Consider the following 16,625-nt stretch of genomic DNA (forward strand, 5'->3'; position numbering starts at 1 on the left):
TCGACGAGCAGCAGCAGGCCGCCGGTGTGCGGCGGCCCCCCAGACGCCCCCGCACACCGGCGGCCTGCTGCTGCTCGTCGACGGCACGCCCGGTCTGCTGCTGGTCGCCGGCCTCGGCATCGCCCTGCTGCTGTTCCTGATCATCAAGGCGAGACTCCAGCCGTTCGTCGCGCTGCTCGCCGTCTCCATAGCCGTCGGCCTGCTGGCCGGCCTGTCCGTCACCGAACTGTTCGGCACCGTCCAGCGCTCGGACGCCGTCTCCACCGTCGAGTCCGGCATGGGCGGCACCCTCGGACACATCGCCATCATCATCGGCCTGGGCACCATGCTCGGCTCGATCCTGGAGATCAGCGGCGGCGCCGAGGTACTGGCCTCCCGCCTGCTGACCCTGTTCGGCGAGCGGCGCGCGCCCCTGGCCATGGGCCTGACCGGCCTGATCTTCGGCATCCCCGTCTTCTTCGACGTGGGCATTTTCGTCCTCGCGCCCCTCGTCTACGCCGCCGCGAAGCGATCGGGCAAGTCGGTGGTCCTGTACTGCCTGCCGATGCTGGCCGGCCTGTCCATGACGCACGCCTTCCTGCCCCCGCACCCCGGCCCGGTCGCCGCGGCCGGCCTGCTGCACGTGCAACTGGGCTGGATCATCCTCATGGGCCTGGCCTGCGGCATCCCCGCGGTGCTGGCCGCCTGGGCGTGGGCGGCGTGGATCGGCAAGCGGGTCTTCGTCGAGGTGCCGCAGGACATGGTCGAGGCGGCCGAGGAGTCCCGGCGGGCGGTCCTGGCCGAACAGCGCGCCACGAGCACGGGGGCCCAGGAGAAGCCGGTGGCCCTCGGCGCCGTCCTCGGCATCATCGGCACGCCGCTGGTGCTGATCCTGGCGGCCACCTTCTCCTCCATCGGCATGGACCCGTCCACGGGCCGGTCGGTCATCGAGTTCTTCGGCAACCCGTTCGTGGCCCTGACCATCGCCCTGCTCCTGGCCTACTACCTGCTGGGCATCCGCCGCGGCTGGTCCCGCAAGTCCCTGGAGAGGGTCTCCACCTCGTCCCTGAAGCCGGTCGGCAACATCCTCCTCGTGGTCGGCGCGGGCGGTGTCTTCGGCGCCGTGCTGAAGGCGAGCGGCGTGGCCCAGGCCCTGTCGGACACCTTCCACGGCGTGGGCCTGCCGGTGATCGTCCTGTCCTATCTGATCTCGTTGGTCCTGCGGGTCGCGCAGGGCTCGGCGACCGTGGCGATCGTGACGACCGCGGGCATCGTCGCCCCGCTCCTGGCCGAGGGCCACCACTCCCAGGCCTTCGTCGCCCTGGTCATCATGGCCGTCTCGGCCGGCTCCATCTTCGCCTCGCACGTCAACGACGGGGGTTTCTGGATGGTCGCCAAGTACTTCGGCATCAGCGAACGGGACACCCTGAAGACGTGGACGGTGCTGGAGAGCGTGCTGTCGCTGGCGGGCTTCGCGGTGGCGCTGGTGCTGAGCCTCTTCGTGCGGTGACCTGATCGCCGAGCGGGGGACAGGGTCTTCGCGCGTGATCTGATTCTGATAACGAAGCAGGGGCTGGCCGCGTGCGCCACAGGAACGTCGACCATACTGCCCGCTGTGGAGCAGCGCACAGGTACGAGCAGCCAGCCCCTGAAGACCGAGCCCGTGACGGGCGCCGGATTCGACCCGGCCTTCATCCCCGGCATCACCCCTCCGGTGACCGGGGAGCCGGAGGACGCGGCCTCGCAGGACGCGAAGGCGGAGTCCCAGCAGGCCGAGACCGCCTCCGAGGCCGAGACCACCTCCGAGACCGAGAAGCCGGACGCCCGTGAGCAGCCCACCGAGGCGGCGGAGGCCGGCGAGACGGCGGAGGCGGACGGCGAGACGGAGGCGGACGGCGAGACGCCGGACGGCCCGGTCTTCGAGGCGGCCGACCGCCGCGCGCGCATCGTCGCCGACCACCGGGGCGTCCGCCTGTCCCTGGACGACCAGGAGTGCGAGTTCCGCTGGGACGAGATCGGCGCGGTCGAGACGACGGTCCCCCGCTTCGGCAAGCGCTACACGGTCACGGTCCACACCCCGGAACGCCGCTGGTACCCCATCGAGATCGAGGCCGCGTCGAAGGCCCGTATCAAGGAGTGGGAGACCCGGCTGGACGCGGTCCTGGACGCGTACTTCGAGGACGGCGCGGCCGATGAGACCGACGAGGAGCCGGACGCCGGTGAGACACCGCGCGCCGACGAGAAGCCGGACGCCGACGAGACACCGCGCGCCGACCAGAAGCCGGACGCCGACGAGAAGCCGGACGCCGGCGAAAAAGATCTCTGAACCTGTGAAACATCCCTGAGGGCCCACCGCATCAAAGAGGTGAGAGTGCCAGGAAGGGCACCGGGAACCGCGGGGGGTCGGGTCGCATGGGGCCGGTTCGGAAAGACGGCTACCCGGAGTTCGCGGCGGCGCGGGCCGGGCACCTGTACCGGTCGGCCTGCCTGCTGACCGGCGGGGACACCCATCTCGCCGAGGACCTGGTCCAGGAGACCCTGGGCCGGGTGTACCTGCGGTGGGCACGCGTGTCCGCCACGGACAACCCGGCCGGATACGTCCAGACCGTCCTGACCCGCACCTTCCTCGCCCACCGGCGTCGTCACAGCAGCCGCAGGGAGCGCACCACCGACATCCTGCCCGAGGTCCCCGGGCCGGACTCCGGTGGTGACGCCTCCCTGCGGCTGACCCTTTTCCAGGCCCTGGGGCAGTTGTCCGCCAAGGACCGGGCGGTGGTCGTCCTGCGCTACTGGGAGGACCGCAGCGTCGAGGAGACGGCCGCCGCCATGAACACCAGCTCGGCCGCGGTCCGCACGCGGTGCGTGCGCGCTCTGGCCCGGCTGCGCGCCCTGCTCGGCGACGCCATCGGCGAGTACGCCAGGCCCTGACCCCTGACCCTGACCCGGCCTCGTTCCCTCAGCGCACCGATATGCCCACCCACGTCCGAGAAACGGCGGTTCGTCATGCCCGAAGCAGACCACGACTCCTTCGAGGAACGGTTCGCCCAGGCCCTGCGCGACGCAGGCGCGGGCCTGGACACCGGCCGGCGCGATCTGGCCGCCGCCGGTGAGGCGCGCGGCCGGCGGCTGCGGACCCGGCGCCGCGCCGCCGTGGCCGGCGGGGTCGCGGGCGTGGCCCTGGCCGCGCCCCCCCGCCCCCCCGCCCCCCCCCCCGCCCCCGCCCCCCCCCCCCACCCCCCCCCCCCCGCCGCCCCCGCCCCCCCCGCCCCCCCGCCCGCCCCCCCCCCCCCCGCCGCCGCCCCCCCCCCCCCCCCCCCGCCCCCCCCCCCCCCGCCCGCCCCGCCCCCCCCCCCCCCCCCCCCCCTCCCACTCCCCCGCGCCCCCCCGGGCCCGGGCCCCTTCCTCCGCCCCCCCAACGGCCCCCCCCCGGGAACCCCGCCCCCGCCCCTGGGGGGGGGGACCGCCCTGACCGCCCCCTTCCCCCCCGCCCGGCCGAACCGCCCGGGGGCGCCCCCCCCCGGGGCCCCCCCCGCGGCCCGCGGCCCCCCCCGCCCCTCCCGCGTCCCCTCCGGCTGCCGCCCGCCCGCCGCTGCCCCGCAACTGCCCTGCCGCTGGGCGACGATCCGTCAACTGACCTGAGCCCTCGCGCCCTGTGCCGCCGTGACGTGAGACCTCCCCCGGTGATCCGTTGATCGCCGTTGACCTCCGGTGGGCGGTGGATGCTCGTCGTCTTCCGTTCTGTGCTCGTTCAACCAACCGTCGCCGCACGCGTTTCTGTCGTCCCTAGGGTCCTTCCGGGTTCGAAGGAAGGGGCTCATGGACACACTCCTCGCGGTCCGGGCTCGCGGGATCACCAAGTGTTTCGGTGACGTGGTCGCACTCGACGGCGTCGATCTGGACGTGACGCAGGGTCAGATCCACGGCGTGGCCGGACCGAACGGCGCCGGAAAGACGACTCTGCTCGGCCTCCTGCTGGGCCTGGCTGCCGCGGACAGCGGCCGGCTGGAGATCCTGGGGACGCCGGTCGGCCGGACGCCGGCCGCTGCCGCCGGGGTCGCCGGATTCGTGGACGGTCCCGGCCTGTACCCGTCGCTCACCGCCCGGCAGAACCTCGCCGCGCTGGCCGCCCTGCACGGTCTCGACGCCCGCACGGCCGCGATCGACGAGGTGCTCGACCAGGTCGGGCTCACCGATGTCGCCGACGACCGCACCCGCGGCTTCTCCCTGGGCATGCGTCAGCGCCTCGGGCTCGCCGCCGCCTTGCTCACCGAGCCCCGGCTGCTCGTCCTCGACGAGCCGTCCAACGGCCTGGACCCGGCGGGCAAACGGCACGTGGCGAACGTCCTCACCGGCCTCGCGGACCGGGGCACCGCCGTGGTGCTGTCGAGCCACCGCATGGACGACCTCGAAGCGCTGTGCTCGGAAGTGACGATCGTCGCCACCGGACGGGTGGTGTTCTCCGGGCCGCCCGGCAAACTCGCCGCCGAGAACCGCGCCCTGGACTACCGGCTGCTCACCTCCGACCCGCCGGCCGCCCGGCGGCTGGCCGCCGGCACGGACGGGATCCGGGTCGTCGACGGCGCCGGGAGCGCGCACGACGCCGAGCGCCTCGTCGTGCGCGGCCAGGTGCCGGCCCTCGACGCCCTGGTCGTACGGCTCGTAGGGGAGGGCATCGCGTTGCGCGAACTCGCGCCCCTGGTCTCGCCGTTGGAGGCCGCGTTCCTCGCCCTCACCGAACAGCAGGAGGCCGGCCGATGACCGCGACCCTCGCCCCGGCCCCCGCCGCGCACGCGCACCGCGTCCCGGTGGTGCGCGGCTACCGCTTCGAACTGGTCAAGCTGGTCGCGCAATGGCGGATCCGGCTGCTGCTGCTCGCCTGCTGGATCGTTCCGGCGCTGTTCGTCGCCGCGGTGAGCCGGCAGAGCACCTTGCCCACGGACACCCTCTTCGGCCGCTGGATGCACGCCACCGGGTGGGCCGGGCCGCTGGTCACCCTGGGTTTCGCGGGCAGTTGGGCGCTGCCGCTGGTGACCTCGGTGGTCGCCGGCGACGTGTTCGCCTCCGAGGACCGGCCCGGCACCTGGCGACACCTGCTCGTGGCGGTCCGCTCCCCGCGCCGGATCTTCGCGGCCAAGGCCCTGGCCGGTCTCACCGTCATCCTGCTGCTCATGGCGGGTCTGGCCGTATCCAGCACCGTCGGCGGGCTGGTGGCGGTCGGCGACCAGCCGCTGGTCGGCCTCGACGGCCACCTGCTCACCTCGGGGGACGCCGCCGGCAAGGTCCTGCTCGCCTGGGTCTGCGTGCTCGCCCCGACCCTGGCCCTCGCCGCGATCGGCCTGCTCGGGTCGGTGGTGCTGGGCCGGTCCCCGATGGGACTGCTGCTGCCCGCGCTGGTCGCGCTGGCCCTGCAGCTCGCCCAGATGCTGCCGCTGCCCGTCGCCGTGCGCCTGGCCCTGCCCGGTTACGCCTTCATCGCCTGGAACGGCCTGTTCACCAGCCCGGCGCAGCTCGGCCCGCTGTTCATCGGCATCGTGGTCGCCCTGGTGTGGGCGGTGACCGCGACCGCGCTGGCCTATGTGCTGTTCCTGCGGCGCGACTTCACCAACCCGGCCCACGACGGCGCCGGGCGGGGCGCGGTGGCCGTGGCGAGCCTGCCGCTCGCCGCCGTGCTCGCCGCGTCGGTCGCCCTCGTCGCCGCGGCGACCGGGGCCACCGGCTCCGGGATCGATCAGGACAAGGTGCAGCGCTCGCTGGCCACGGCGTTCGCCCACCTGTACCGCCTGCAGACCGAGCAGCTGAACCGGCCCGCCGTCACCGAGGCGCAGCTGAAGGCCACGGCGGCGTGCACCAAGGGCAGCGTCCGGGTCGCCGCCCAGGGGCCGGGCAACGACTGGCGCTGCGTCGTCTCCTGGCATCTTCCCGGCGTCGAGGTGACGGGGACGGCCGTCTACCAGCTCGACGTCACCGCAGACGGGCGGTTCGTCGCCGACGGCGACGGACCGAAGGAAGTGAACGGCTACTTCCTGGTGCGCACCCCGGACGGGGACGCCCCCAACCCTCTTTGGCAGTTCGACGGCGACGTCGGTCTGCTTCCCACCTCGAAGGGATGACTCCATGCAGGTAACACGCCAGCGGCGAAGCGCCGAGAAGCCCCGCTTCGGCCTTCCCGCCGGACGCCTCGGCCGCCGCGGCACCCTCACCGCGACCGCCACCGCGGTCGTCCTCGCCGTCACCGCCGGCGTCGGTTACGCCCAGACCCACCAGTTCGGCACCCAGCAGGTCGGCCAGGCCACGGACCGGGGCCAGGTCATCTCCAGCGACCAGTACCTCGCCCCGTACGGCGAGCGCCTCGTCATCGACAACGGCAAGATCATGTCGTCCTCGCCCAGCCCGGACGGCACCCACCTGGCGGCCTCGGTCACCGACGGCGGGGCCGCGCTGGCCATCGTCGACGTCAAGAACTGGAAGGTGCAGCAGGTCGTCGGCACCGCCGCCTCCTCCAGCCCACGCCTGAGCAGCAACTCCGTGGGCCAGGAAGGCCCCACCTACTCGCCCGACGGCAAGCAGCTGTGGCTGGGCCAGACCGACGGCTACACCAGATTCACGGTGAAGCCGGACGGCACCGTCACCGACCCGACGCAGATCACCATCCCGGCGGACGGCGCGAAGCACGCGCTGGTCGGCGAGGCGGTGTTCTCGGCCGACGGCTCCACCGTGTACTCCGCGGTCAACGGCCAGAACCGAGTGGTCGCCATCGACGCCGCCACGGGCGCCGTCAAGCGGAGCTGGGCCGTGGGCAACGCTCCGCGTGACATGGTCATGGTGGGCAACCGGCTGTACGTCAGCAACGAGGGCGGACGCCCGGCCAAGTCCGGCGAGACCACCATGAACTCCTACGGCACCCAGGTGCCCGCCGACCCGAAGACCGGCGCCACCACCACCGGCACGGTCAGCGTCATCGACCTGGCGAACCCCGAGGCCGCCCCCTCCAGCATCGACGTCGGCCTGCACCCGACCGCCCTGTACGCCAAGGGCAACGCGCTGTTCGTCACCAACACCGCGGACAACAACGTGTCGGTCATCGACACCCGCAGGAACAAGGTCGTGCAGACCATCTCCACCCAGCCCTGGCCGGAGGCGAAGGTCGGCTACGAGCCCAACGCGGTGACGCTCACCGACGACGGCCGCCTGCTGGTGACGCTCGGCCGCGCCAACGCGGTCGCCGTCTACCGCTACACGTCGCCGCAGGAGCCGGTCGGCTACGTCGGCCTGCCCCCCACGGACTACTTCCCCGCGGAGATCACCACCGTCGGCAAGCAGGTGCTGGTCTCCCACACCCGCGGCATCGACGCCCGCCGCCCCACCACCGCCGGCGGACACGCCACCCACGACACGACCTCCAGCCTGACGCGGTTCACGCTGCCGGACGACAGCGTCATCAGGGCCCAGACCGCCAAGGTCTTCCAGCAGAACGGCTGGACGGCGGGGTCGGTGAAGGCGGCCAAGGGCAAGAAGGCGAAGGCGGTGCCGGTGCCGCAGCGGCTCGGCGACCCCTCGACGATCAAGCACGTCTTCCTGATCGTCAAGGAGAACCGGACCTACGACCAGCTCTTCGGCGACATGCCGCAGGGCAACGGCGACCCGTCGGTGACCCAGTTCGGCGAGAACGTCACCCCCAACCAGCACGCCCTGGCCCGGCAGTTCGGGCTGTACGACAACACCTACGACATCGGCACGAACTCCGCCGAGGGCCACAACTGGCTGATGCAGGCCGACGACCCGGAGTACACCGAGTCCTCGGCGGGTGAGTACGCGCGCAGCTACGACACCGAGGACGACGCCCTCGGCCACCAGAAGTCCGGCTTCCTGTGGACCGGTGCGCAGGCGGCGGGCAAGACCGTACGGGACTTCGGCGAATTCCAGTCCATCGAGAGCAAGCCGGCCGGCGCGACCTGGCAGAACCTGTACTGCGACGCCAAGAACATGGCCGCCACCGGGAAGCCCACCGCCTACCCGATCAAGACCGGCTCGGCGATACCCTCGCTCAACGCGGTCTCCGCGCCCGGCTTCCCGATGTTCGACACCAGCGTCCCGGACGTCTACAAGTACGAGATCTGGAAGCAGGACTTCGAGAAGAACGGCCCGGCGAACCTGAACATGTTCTGGCTCTCCAACGACCACACCGGTGGTCCGGCGAGCCCGGCGGCCCAGGTCGCGGACAACGACCTCGCGGTCGGCAGGATGGTCGACGAGATCTCGCACAGCAAGTACTGGAAGGACTCGGCGATCTTCGTCGTCGAGGACGACTCGCAGGCCGGCCTGGACCACGTCGACGGCCACCGCGCCCCGATCCAGATCATCAGCCCCTGGGCGCAGCACGGCACCGTCGACAGCCACTACTACTCGCAGATCACGATGATCCGCACCATCGAGCAGATCCTCGGGATCCACCCGATGAACCAGAAGGACAGCGCGGCCAGCCCGATGACCGGGGCGTTCACCCGCAAGCCGGACTACACCCCGTTCACCGCGCTGCCCAACCGGACCTCGCTGACCGACGGTCTGAAGACCCCGCCGTCCTGCGGTGTGGACACCCCGGCGGCGCAGGACCCCAAGGCGGCGGCCGTGCCGTCGTCGAAGGTGCCGGCGGACAAGCGCACGCTCGCGGCGCAGTGGGACGCCTGGAAGTCCAAGCAGCACCTGACCGGGCCGGGCGCCGTCCCGGACTACGCCAACCCCGCGCAGATGAACCACCTGACGTGGTACGAGACCCACGCGTGGCAGAAGCCGTACCCCGGCGAGAAGAAGATCTACGCGCCGGGCGACGTGCCGGGTGCCTACATCCCGTCGGCGGAGTCCGACGGCTGACCCGCACGCACCGCGCGGACCGGGGCCGGTCCTGCCTGGTGGGCCCGCCTTCCCCTCGGGGGTGGCGGGCCCGCCAGCGTTCAGGGCCGGTGCCGCGCGAAGTCCAGGGAGACGAACGCCTCGCCCGCATGGGGAGCCCGGGTCCAGGAGCGGGTGGTGAAGGTGTGGAGCCTGCCGTGGGTCAGCGCGAAGCGGGGCAGGGAGAGCCCGAGTTCGGCGTGCAGAATCCCCAGCACACGCCGTTCGCCCTCCGGGGCCTCGTCCGCCCCGGGCCTGTCCGGCGGGGTGTCGGCCCGATCGTCCTCCCGGTCCGCGCGCGGCACCCACTCCCGCTGCCAACGGCCGAGTAAATCCCGCCAGTTGAAGGACTCGCCAGTCATGGCCGGATGATGTCACCCGGCACCGACAACGACGCCGCCGAACGGCGGGAAGGCGGCACGGCACCCCGGGCCGGGATGCCGCGCGGGGCGGGCCTACGCCTCGGCCTCCGCCCTCACCCCGGCCCGCGTCGCCCCGATGCCGGTGCGCAGCAGCGCCAGGCGGCCGTCGACGATCGCCTCCTCCCGGTCCGGATGCTTCTCGGCGAACTCGTGCAGCGGCCCGCGCGCGGGCCCGATCCGCATGCCGTGCCACAGCCGGGTACCGGCTCCGTCCCCGATCGGCTCCAGCCGGTACGTCCACAGGGCCAGCGGCTCGCCGTCGCGCCGGTCCGGGTAGACCACCGCCCACTCGAAGAGGCGCGGCTCGTCCATCTCCACGATGCGGCTGACGGTTCGCCACTCCCCCGGCGTCTCGTTGTGGTTGCGGCCCGCGAAACGGGCGCCGGCAGCGGGTGCGGGGGCCCCGTCCAGCCACTCCACCTCCTGCAGTTCCGGGCTGTAGCGGGCCGACGTGGTGATGTCCGACACCAGCCGCCACACCTTCTCCGGTGCGGCGGCGATCTCGATGTCGCACTCCACGTGCGGGCCGTCGGCGAGACGCATTGCTTCGAACCTCCAGGGCGGGAACCGGGCCATGACACGGGCCGCGCCGGTGTCCGGGTGACGGGAGGGCACCCGGACACCGGTCGCGGGCCTCGGCAAGGGTAGTTGATGGTGTTCCCGGAGTTGAGGTCCTTCCCCCGGAGCGTTCGTCAGCGGCCCGAGTCAGTCGCCCTCCTTCTCCTGCTGTGCGCCGGTGCGGTCGGTGCGGGACGACCGCACCGGCCCGGCGTCCGGCGTGTCCGGGGTGCCGGACGGCCGCACGCCCTCCTCCCCCTGCGCCTCGACGCCGGTGAGGGCCTCCCCCTCGGCCGTCCCGCCCTTCGTCCAGCCCTCGCGGGCGCTCGCCGTGCCGGGGACCGTCCGCTCCCGTGCCTGGCTCTCCGCGCCGGAGTGTGCTCCCGGCTCCTGCTCGTCCCGGGCCCGCCGGTACGCGTCCTGATCGGGTTCTCGGGGTTCGCGGCTTTCTCGCTGGTCCATCGCGCACCGTCCTCGCGTCTGTCACCTGTCGCCGTGTGGCACCTGTCGTTGTTCTGTATGGGCCGGCCTCCGCTGAGCAGACCGGATCCCCTGGACCGGGTTTCCTCCTGTGTGCGCCCGACCCGGTTCCCTTCCCGGGCCGCCCCGCACACCGCCGGGGCAGCCGTCACACCGCCGGGGCGGACGTCGTGGTCAGGCCAGTTCGGGGTGGCCGAAGAACTCCGCGTACCCTCCGGGGAGCCTGCTGATGAGCTTGTTCAGTTCGCCGCCCGACACCGTGTGCCCGAGCGTGGTGAGCACGGCTTCGGCGTGCGCGCGTGCCGCCTCCTCGTCGTCACCGGTCGCCTCGGCCACCCGGTGCACGAATTCCTGCACACCCCAGCTGCGGCCCTGGTCGGGGGCGTCGGCGAGCAGCTCGCCGACCTCCGCCGGCAGCTGGTCCGCCAGGTGTGCCGCCGTGGGCTGCGGCAGGCGTTCGCCGAGCGCCGCGATCACCGCCGTGGCGACGCGGCGCGCCTCCTCGGCGTCGGCGTACCCGCCCTGGTCACGCACGGTGGCGAGGAACTCCGCGTAGGTCATGGTCTCTCCCTTGGTGTCTCTCGCGCCCCTGTCGTGTCAGGTGGCTCCTCCGGGCGTCACTTCGGGTACCGCCGACGGTGCCCACCATGCTCCCTTCCGCAGGGGGCGCCACGGCCGCCGACGGCCCGGGTGCCGCCCGCAGACGGCGGCCGGCCGCGCTCCGCGCTGACCGGCGGCAGAAGGGGCACCCGTCCAAGGGCGCTGCCCCGCCGGACGCCCTGGAGGAAGGGCCCGTTCCCGGCGCCGGCAGGCCGCAGGTGCGGATCGAGGGGAGCCGACCCCCATGAAAGATCACGAAGACATCGCGGAGGAGCTGGCCGCGGAGCACCGGTCGCTCGGGCGGGCCGTCGCACGGATCCAGGCGCTGCCGCCGGGCGATCCCCGTCGCCGGGCGTGCCTGAAACGCACCGCCGTGACCCTGGCGGGCCACGCGGTCGCGGTGGAACGTGTCCTGCAGCCGGCCGTGCACCGCCACCTGCCCGGCGCCGACCAGGTCGCCGCGCAGAGCCTGACGGACCTGGTGCGGGCGGAGGAGGTGATGAAGGACCTGGAGTTCACGGACACCGGCAGCGGCGAGTTCGATCCGCTGCTCAGGCGCCTGCAGACCTGGCTGCGCCGGCACCGGGACCACGAGGAGGCGGTCCTGCTGCCGGACCTCGGCAGGGCCGTCCCGCCCGGTGCGCTGGACGAGATGGGCGACGACGTGCACGCCGTGGAGGCGGACACCGCCGCGCTGCGGGAGGCCGTCGCGCACACCCGACGACCGGACGTGATGGTACGGGCGCACACCGCCCTCACCGAGAGACACCCCGCTCCGCCCACGAACGACCACCGGCCGGGACGCGCTGCGGCACCGGCGGACACCGAGGCGCGGCCGGCACGGTGAAACAGGGCGGCGCCCGGCCCGCCGCGAGCGACGCCCCGCAGGCCGCGCGCCTGCGGTGGCCGCCGGGGCGCGCCGCGAGATCCGGCCGCGCAGGTCAGAGCCGCTGCCCGGAGCGCTCCGCGTGATCCGCGCCCCGGTGGCCGTCGGAACATACCGCGGCGGGATCGAGGACGCGCGGGTCACAGCCACTGCCGGGTGACCGTGCGGCCCAGGGGTGCCGGGCAGGATGCGAGCCGGGCTGTTCGGCTCAGACCGGAGCGGTTTCCTCGTGCCGGTCCGCGTCGGCGTGCGACGCCTTCCCCGCCGAGGCGAAGATCTGCCGCGCCTCGCCGGCCGGGGCGCCGGGCCGGTGTGCCGGCCGAAGCGCGGCGCCCTGCTGCTCCTCGTGCTCGGCACGCGGCCGGCCGTCGCGCCCCCGGGCGCGTCGATGCGGGCGTCGCGGCAGCCGCAGCCGGTCACGCGGAGGCGCGCACCCTCTGTCGTCGTCGGCCACTGCCGGCCGCACACCTGCGTCGCTCGCCCGACCGCACGACCGGCCGTGTCACTGCCGTGGCGCCCGCAGCCTGCGTACACGTGCGGGCGCAGGCCCGGTGGATTCGCGCGGGACGTAGGCCGTCCGCAGGGTGTGGCGACGGGGCCGCGCCGTGGATCCGTTGACGCGGCGGATCAGGATGTCGGCGGCCAGGCCGCCCAGTTCCTGCACCGGCTGGCTGACGACGCTCAGCCGGGGCCGGATGAGCGTGGCCCACTCGGCGTCGTCGAAGCCGACGACCGAGACGTCGGCGGGGATGCGGGCGCCGAGGTCGAGCAGGGCGTCCAGGGTGCCGAGCGTGGCCACGTTGTCGGTGGTGAACAGCGCGGTGGGCCGGTCCTCGCCGGTCATCAGCTCCAGCACGGCCGAGCGCGCCCAGGCGCGGTCGTACCCGGTGTGGCGGACGACTTCCGCGCTGCGCGGGATGCCCGCGGCGCGCAGGGCCTGCCGGTAGCCGGTGAGTCGCTCGGTGGTGGTCCAGATGTCGGCGCCGGGGGCCAGCGTCGTGCCGTCGTCCGCCGGGGAGGCTGAGGTGATCACCGCGATGCGCCGGTGCCCGTCGTCCGTGAGCCGGGCCACGGCGGCCTTGGCGGCACCGCGGTTGTCGACCACGACCGTGTCCAGGTCCGCCCCGGCGAGGGCCCGGTCCAGCAGGACGACGGGGATGCCCGAGGAGACGGCGCGGTCGAGGTGTTCGTGGTCGGCGGCGGCCGGGGCGACGACCAGGCCGTCGACCCGCCGCTCGACGAACATCTGCACCGCCGCCTTCTCCTTCTCGCCGTCCTCGTCGCTGTTGGCGAGGACGACCTGCAGGCCGGCCTTGGCGGCGACGTCGGCGACGCCGCGCACGGCGCGCGCGAAGTAGGCGTTCTCCACGTCGGCGACCACCACGCCGAGCGTGTGCGTCCGCCCGCTGATCATGCTGCGGGCGACGGCGTTGGTGCTGTAGCCGAGTTCGGCGGCGGCGGCCAGCACCCGTTCCCGGGTGGCCGCGCTGGTGGAGCCGTAGCCGCCCAGGACGCGGGCCGCGGTGGCCTGGCCCACGCCCGCGTGGCGGGCGACGTCCGGGATCGTGACGCGGCGCGGCGGCCGGGGAGCGTTGGGCATGCGCGGTCTCTTCGTGACGGCTCGGCGGACGCCGAGGAACCGAGTGGTGAAATCCGGAGCCATTCAACCATTGACGGGCGGCGCCGGATCGTGGGTAAGGTACGAGCCCGTTGGTAACGTTATCACTCCGTCCCCACCGCTGTTCCGGCACGCCCGCGCACCGCCCCTCCGCCCGTCTGCCACGTCGCCTCTGCTTCACCTGCCTCGTCCCGTCCGCCTCGCCTGCCCGACCCCTCCACTGACGCAGCCGGGGGCGGGCGGGTGGCGAGCGCGGGGGGCGGAGGCCCGTCACGCGCGTGGGGCGGGGGGCGGCCGCCGCCGCGCTGCCCCGGGCGGCCGTCCTGGCCGCGACGGCCGCCGCCGCGCCCACCGCCGCGGCCGCCGGGGGGCGCCGGGCGGCGGCGCCGGCGAAGGCCGCGGCCGCCGCGGCGACCGTGTACGACGACGGCAGGGGCAAGGCCGCGATCAGCGTCTCGGTGAACCGCGTCCCGGTCGGCACCCAGGAGGCACGCGAGACCACCGAGTGCCCCGACAAGGTGTTCATCGCCTACGACAGCTGCGCCACGACGCGACGCGCCGACGGCTCGGTCCTGATGATCCTCAAGGGCTTCGAGTACCCGAACAGGCGCGGCGGAACGAAGCTGTGGCGCGCGGAACTCGTGACGCCGACCGGCCAGCACATCGGCGTCCAGGAGTGGAACGCCCCCGCCGAGAAGGACGCGCCCGTCACCCGGGACGAGCCGCCGCTCACCTCGACCGGCCTGACGGCGCTGGTCACCGCGCCCGAGTGGCGCGCCGCCGCCGACGCCATTCCGCGCAAGCAATGGCCCAAGCCCGCGCCGAACGAGCATCCGGCCCGCACCGGCTCGGTCTCGGCGACCCTCGCGGGCCTCACCCCGCACGGGATCAAGGTGGCCTCGAAGGGCAGCGCCGACCCCGAGTTCGGGTACGTCGTCCTCGACGACGGCGAGGGCGCGAGCCTGGTGCAGGTGAACGTCCAGCCCGACATGCGGGACGTCGAAGACCAGCTCTTCGGCGAGGGCACTGAGACCTTGCCCGACGGCACCAAGGTCACCACGCACAAGGAACCCGGCGAGAAGGGCGTCGCGGGGATCGTCATGTGGACGGTGGACACGATCCGCCCCGACGGCCGCCGCGTGGTCGTCAGCGCCTTCAACTCCGGCGCCCAGAACACCCCACCGACCCGCACGGCCCCGGCCCTGACGATGAAGCAGCTCCGGACGATCGCCCTCGACCCCACCTGGCTCACCCTGGGCTGACGTGCGCGGTGCCGTCGCACCGGGGCGTCGCGTCCACTGACCGGCCCAGTGCCCGGCGTGCGCCCCGCAGGCGAACGCCCGGCCCCCGCGGGGACCGGGCGTTCAGCGGGTGGCGGGGGCGCCCGTCACGGCAGCGCGTGCACGTGGGGGCCCACCGTGTTGGACCAGGCGTTGCCTGCCGCCGCGTCCCAGTTGGTCGACCAGGTCATCGCGCCGCGCAGGTCCGGGTAGGTCTTCGACGGCTTGAAGGTGCCGCAGTTCGTGGCCTTCGTCAGGCAGTCCAGGGCGTTGTTCACGACCGTGGGGGAGACGTAGCCGCTGCCCGCGCCGCTCGGGGAGGCGGGCACGCCCAGGCCGACCTGGGACGGGGCGAGGCCGCCCTCCAACTGGATGCAGGCCAGGGCCGTGAGGAAGTCGACCGTGCCCTGGCTGTAGACCTTGCCGTCGCAGCCCAGCATCGAACCGGAGTTGTAGTACTGGGTGTTGACGACCGTGAGGATGTCCTTGATGTTCAGCGCGGTCTGGAAGTAGCCCGCCGAGGTCGACTGCATGTCGATGGTCTGCGGGGCCATCGTGGTGATCAGCGACGGGCCCGCCTTGGCCGACAGGGCGCGCAGCGCCTGGCTCATGTAGGTGGCGTTCAGGCCGTTCTCCAGGTCGATGTCCACGCCGTCGAAGCCGTACGTCTGCATCAGGGAGTACACCGAGTTCGCGAAGTTCGCCGCCGACGTCGCGTCGTTCACCGACACCGTGCCGTTCTGGCCGCCGACCGAGACGATCACCTTCTTGCCGGCCGCCTGCTTGGCCTTGATGTCCGCCTTGAACTGGTCGACCGTGTAGCCGCCGAGGCCCGCGGAGTCGAGCGTGAAGCCGACCGCGCCGGGCGTCGTCGTGGCGTCGGCGAAGGCGACGGCGATGATGTCGTAGGCGGAGGGGACGTCCGAGATCCGCTGGACCGTGGCGCCGTTGTTGAAGTTCTGCCAGTAGCCCGTCACCGCGTGCTTGGGGAGGGTCCCGGTGCTGCCCCCGCCGCCGCTCGCCGCCGTCGTGGCCGTCACCGCCGCCGACTTGGCGGACTCGCCCGCCGCGTTGGTCGCCGTGACCTGGAAGGAGTACGAGGTGGCGGCCGCCAGTCCGGTCACCGTCGCCGAGGTGCCGCTCACCGACGCCACCTTCGTGCCGTCCCGGTAGACGTTGTAGCCCGTCGCGCCCGAGACCGCGTTCCAGCTCAGGGAGACGGAGGAGGAGGTCGTGCCCGTCACCGCCGGCCCGGCCGGGGCCGCCGGCACCGTCGGGGCCGGGTCACCGCCGCCGCCCCCGTCGGGACCGGTCACCGACACGTCGTCCGCGTAGTACGCCGCCTGCCCGTACCAGCCGTGCAGGTAGACCGTCACCGAGGACGTCGAGGGGCCGGTGGTGAAGGTGGTCCGCAATTGCTTCCACGTCGTGGTGTCCGGCGTCCACGTCGAGACGTCCGTCGTGCCGGTGCCGGTCGCGCCCAGGTAGGCGTAGCCGCCCTGCACCCACGCGCTGAGCGTGTACGTCGAGTTGGGCTTGACCGCCACCGTCTGCGTGCACTGGGCGTTGTCCTGCCCCGCCGGGGTCGCCTTGAGCGCGGCGGAGCCGCTGTGCACCGGCGAGGAGACGGTCGTGCCGCTGCCCGCGGAACACGTCCAGTTGCTCAGTCCCGACTCGAAGCCCGCGTTGCGGGCGTTGTTGACGTCGGCCGCCGAGGCGTGGCCGGTGCCGGCGAGGGAGAGGGCGAGGGCGGCGACGCCGGCCGCGGCCCACGCGCGTCTGTGCCGGGGGATGCCCGGTACGCGGTCCATGGTGCCTCCGTGGGGAAGAGGTGACAGGGGGAGAGGTGACAGGGAGACAGGGGAAGAGACAGGGGAGGGGGAGGGGAGGGAGGGGAGGGTGCTGGAGCACGGTGG

General features: G+C 73.4%; 14 protein-coding genes. 8 read left to right on the forward strand and 6 right to left on the reverse strand.

Going from position 1 to position 16,625, the window contains the following annotated elements:
- From GV126_RS20730 to GV126_RS20760, 6 genes are all read left to right on the forward strand, one after another.
- Nucleotides 1–1,489 (forward strand): GntP family permease (locus tag GV126_RS20730; RefSeq protein WP_438947855.1); only part of this gene is annotated, 1,489 nt, incomplete at its 5' end.
- Between the two features lie 105 nt (nt 1,490–1,594).
- The gene (locus tag GV126_RS20735) at nt 1,595–2,305 is read left to right on the forward strand and encodes a hypothetical protein (protein ID WP_159668976.1); all 711 of its coding nucleotides are present in this window, start codon (nt 1,595–1,597) and stop codon (nt 2,303–2,305) included.
- 86 nt (nt 2,306–2,391) lie between these two features.
- Nucleotides 2,392–2,907 (forward strand): SigE family RNA polymerase sigma factor, encoded by a 516-nt coding sequence (locus GV126_RS20740; RefSeq protein ID WP_159668979.1) that lies wholly within the window; start codon nt 2,392–2,394, stop codon nt 2,905–2,907.
- Between the two features lie 888 nt (nt 2,908–3,795).
- Nucleotides 3,796–4,737 carry an ABC transporter ATP-binding protein gene (locus tag GV126_RS20750; RefSeq protein ID WP_159668982.1) on the forward strand — a complete coding sequence of 314 codons (942 nt, stop codon included), beginning with the start codon at nt 3,796–3,798 and terminating at the stop codon, nt 4,735–4,737.
- Nucleotides 4,734–6,089 (forward strand): ABC transporter permease, encoded by a 1,356-nt coding sequence (locus GV126_RS20755; RefSeq protein ID WP_159668985.1) that lies wholly within the window; start codon nt 4,734–4,736, stop codon nt 6,087–6,089. The genes GV126_RS20750 and GV126_RS20755 overlap by 4 nt, the downstream gene beginning before the upstream one ends.
- A 4-nt stretch (nt 6,090–6,093) precedes the next feature.
- Nucleotides 6,094–8,847 carry a bifunctional YncE/alkaline phosphatase family protein gene (locus GV126_RS20760; protein WP_159668988.1) on the forward strand — a complete coding sequence of 918 codons (2,754 nt, stop codon included), beginning with the start codon at nt 6,094–6,096 and terminating at the stop codon, nt 8,845–8,847.
- An 80-nt stretch (nt 8,848–8,927) separates the two neighbouring features.
- On the opposite strand, the gene GV126_RS20765 is transcribed toward GV126_RS20760, so the two are convergent.
- From GV126_RS20765 to GV126_RS20780, 4 genes are all read right to left on the reverse strand, one after another.
- Nucleotides 8,928–9,227, reverse strand: a complete 300-nt coding sequence (locus tag GV126_RS20765; protein WP_159668991.1) for a hypothetical protein — start codon at nt 9,225–9,227, stop codon at nt 8,928–8,930.
- 93 nt (nt 9,228–9,320) lie between these two features.
- The gene (locus tag GV126_RS20770) at nt 9,321–9,830 is read right to left on the reverse strand and encodes an SRPBCC family protein (RefSeq protein ID WP_159668994.1); all 510 of its coding nucleotides are present in this window, start codon (nt 9,828–9,830) and stop codon (nt 9,321–9,323) included.
- Between the two features lie 162 nt (nt 9,831–9,992).
- Nucleotides 9,993–10,307 (reverse strand): hypothetical protein, encoded by a 315-nt coding sequence (locus GV126_RS35860; protein WP_185947709.1) that lies wholly within the window; start codon nt 10,305–10,307, stop codon nt 9,993–9,995.
- A 192-nt stretch (nt 10,308–10,499) separates the two neighbouring features.
- Nucleotides 10,500–10,886, reverse strand: a complete 387-nt coding sequence (locus tag GV126_RS20780; RefSeq protein ID WP_159668997.1) for a DUF2267 domain-containing protein — start codon at nt 10,884–10,886, stop codon at nt 10,500–10,502.
- A gap of 283 nt (nt 10,887–11,169) precedes the next feature.
- On the opposite strand from GV126_RS20780, the gene GV126_RS20785 reads away from it, so the two are divergent.
- Nucleotides 11,170–11,772: a hemerythrin domain-containing protein gene (locus GV126_RS20785; RefSeq protein ID WP_159669000.1), complete on the forward strand. Its 603-nt coding sequence runs from the start codon at nt 11,170–11,172 to the stop codon at nt 11,770–11,772.
- Between the two features lie 541 nt (nt 11,773–12,313).
- Here the strand turns inward: GV126_RS20785 and GV126_RS20790 are convergent.
- Nucleotides 12,314–13,411: a LacI family DNA-binding transcriptional regulator gene (locus tag GV126_RS20790; RefSeq protein WP_159669003.1), complete on the reverse strand. Its 1,098-nt coding sequence runs from the start codon at nt 13,409–13,411 to the stop codon at nt 12,314–12,316.
- A gap of 296 nt (nt 13,412–13,707) precedes the next feature.
- Here GV126_RS20790 and GV126_RS20795 point away from each other — a divergent pair, with 296 nt between their 5' ends.
- Nucleotides 13,708–14,691, forward strand: a complete 984-nt coding sequence (locus GV126_RS20795) for a hypothetical protein (RefSeq protein ID WP_159669006.1) — start codon at nt 13,708–13,710, stop codon at nt 14,689–14,691.
- 125 nt (nt 14,692–14,816) lie between these two features.
- On the opposite strand, the gene GV126_RS20800 is transcribed toward GV126_RS20795, so the two are convergent.
- Complete coding sequence (locus GV126_RS20800; protein ID WP_159669009.1) at nt 14,817–16,520, reverse strand: chitinase; 1,704 nt, start codon at nt 16,518–16,520, stop codon at nt 14,817–14,819.
- Nucleotides 16,521–16,625 lie beyond the last annotated feature (105 nt).

Origin of the sequence: Streptomyces mexicanus (genome assembly GCF_902506575.1) — a bacterium.
Classification (GTDB): Bacteria; Actinomycetota; Actinomycetes; order Streptomycetales; family Streptomycetaceae; genus Streptomyces; species Streptomyces mexicanus.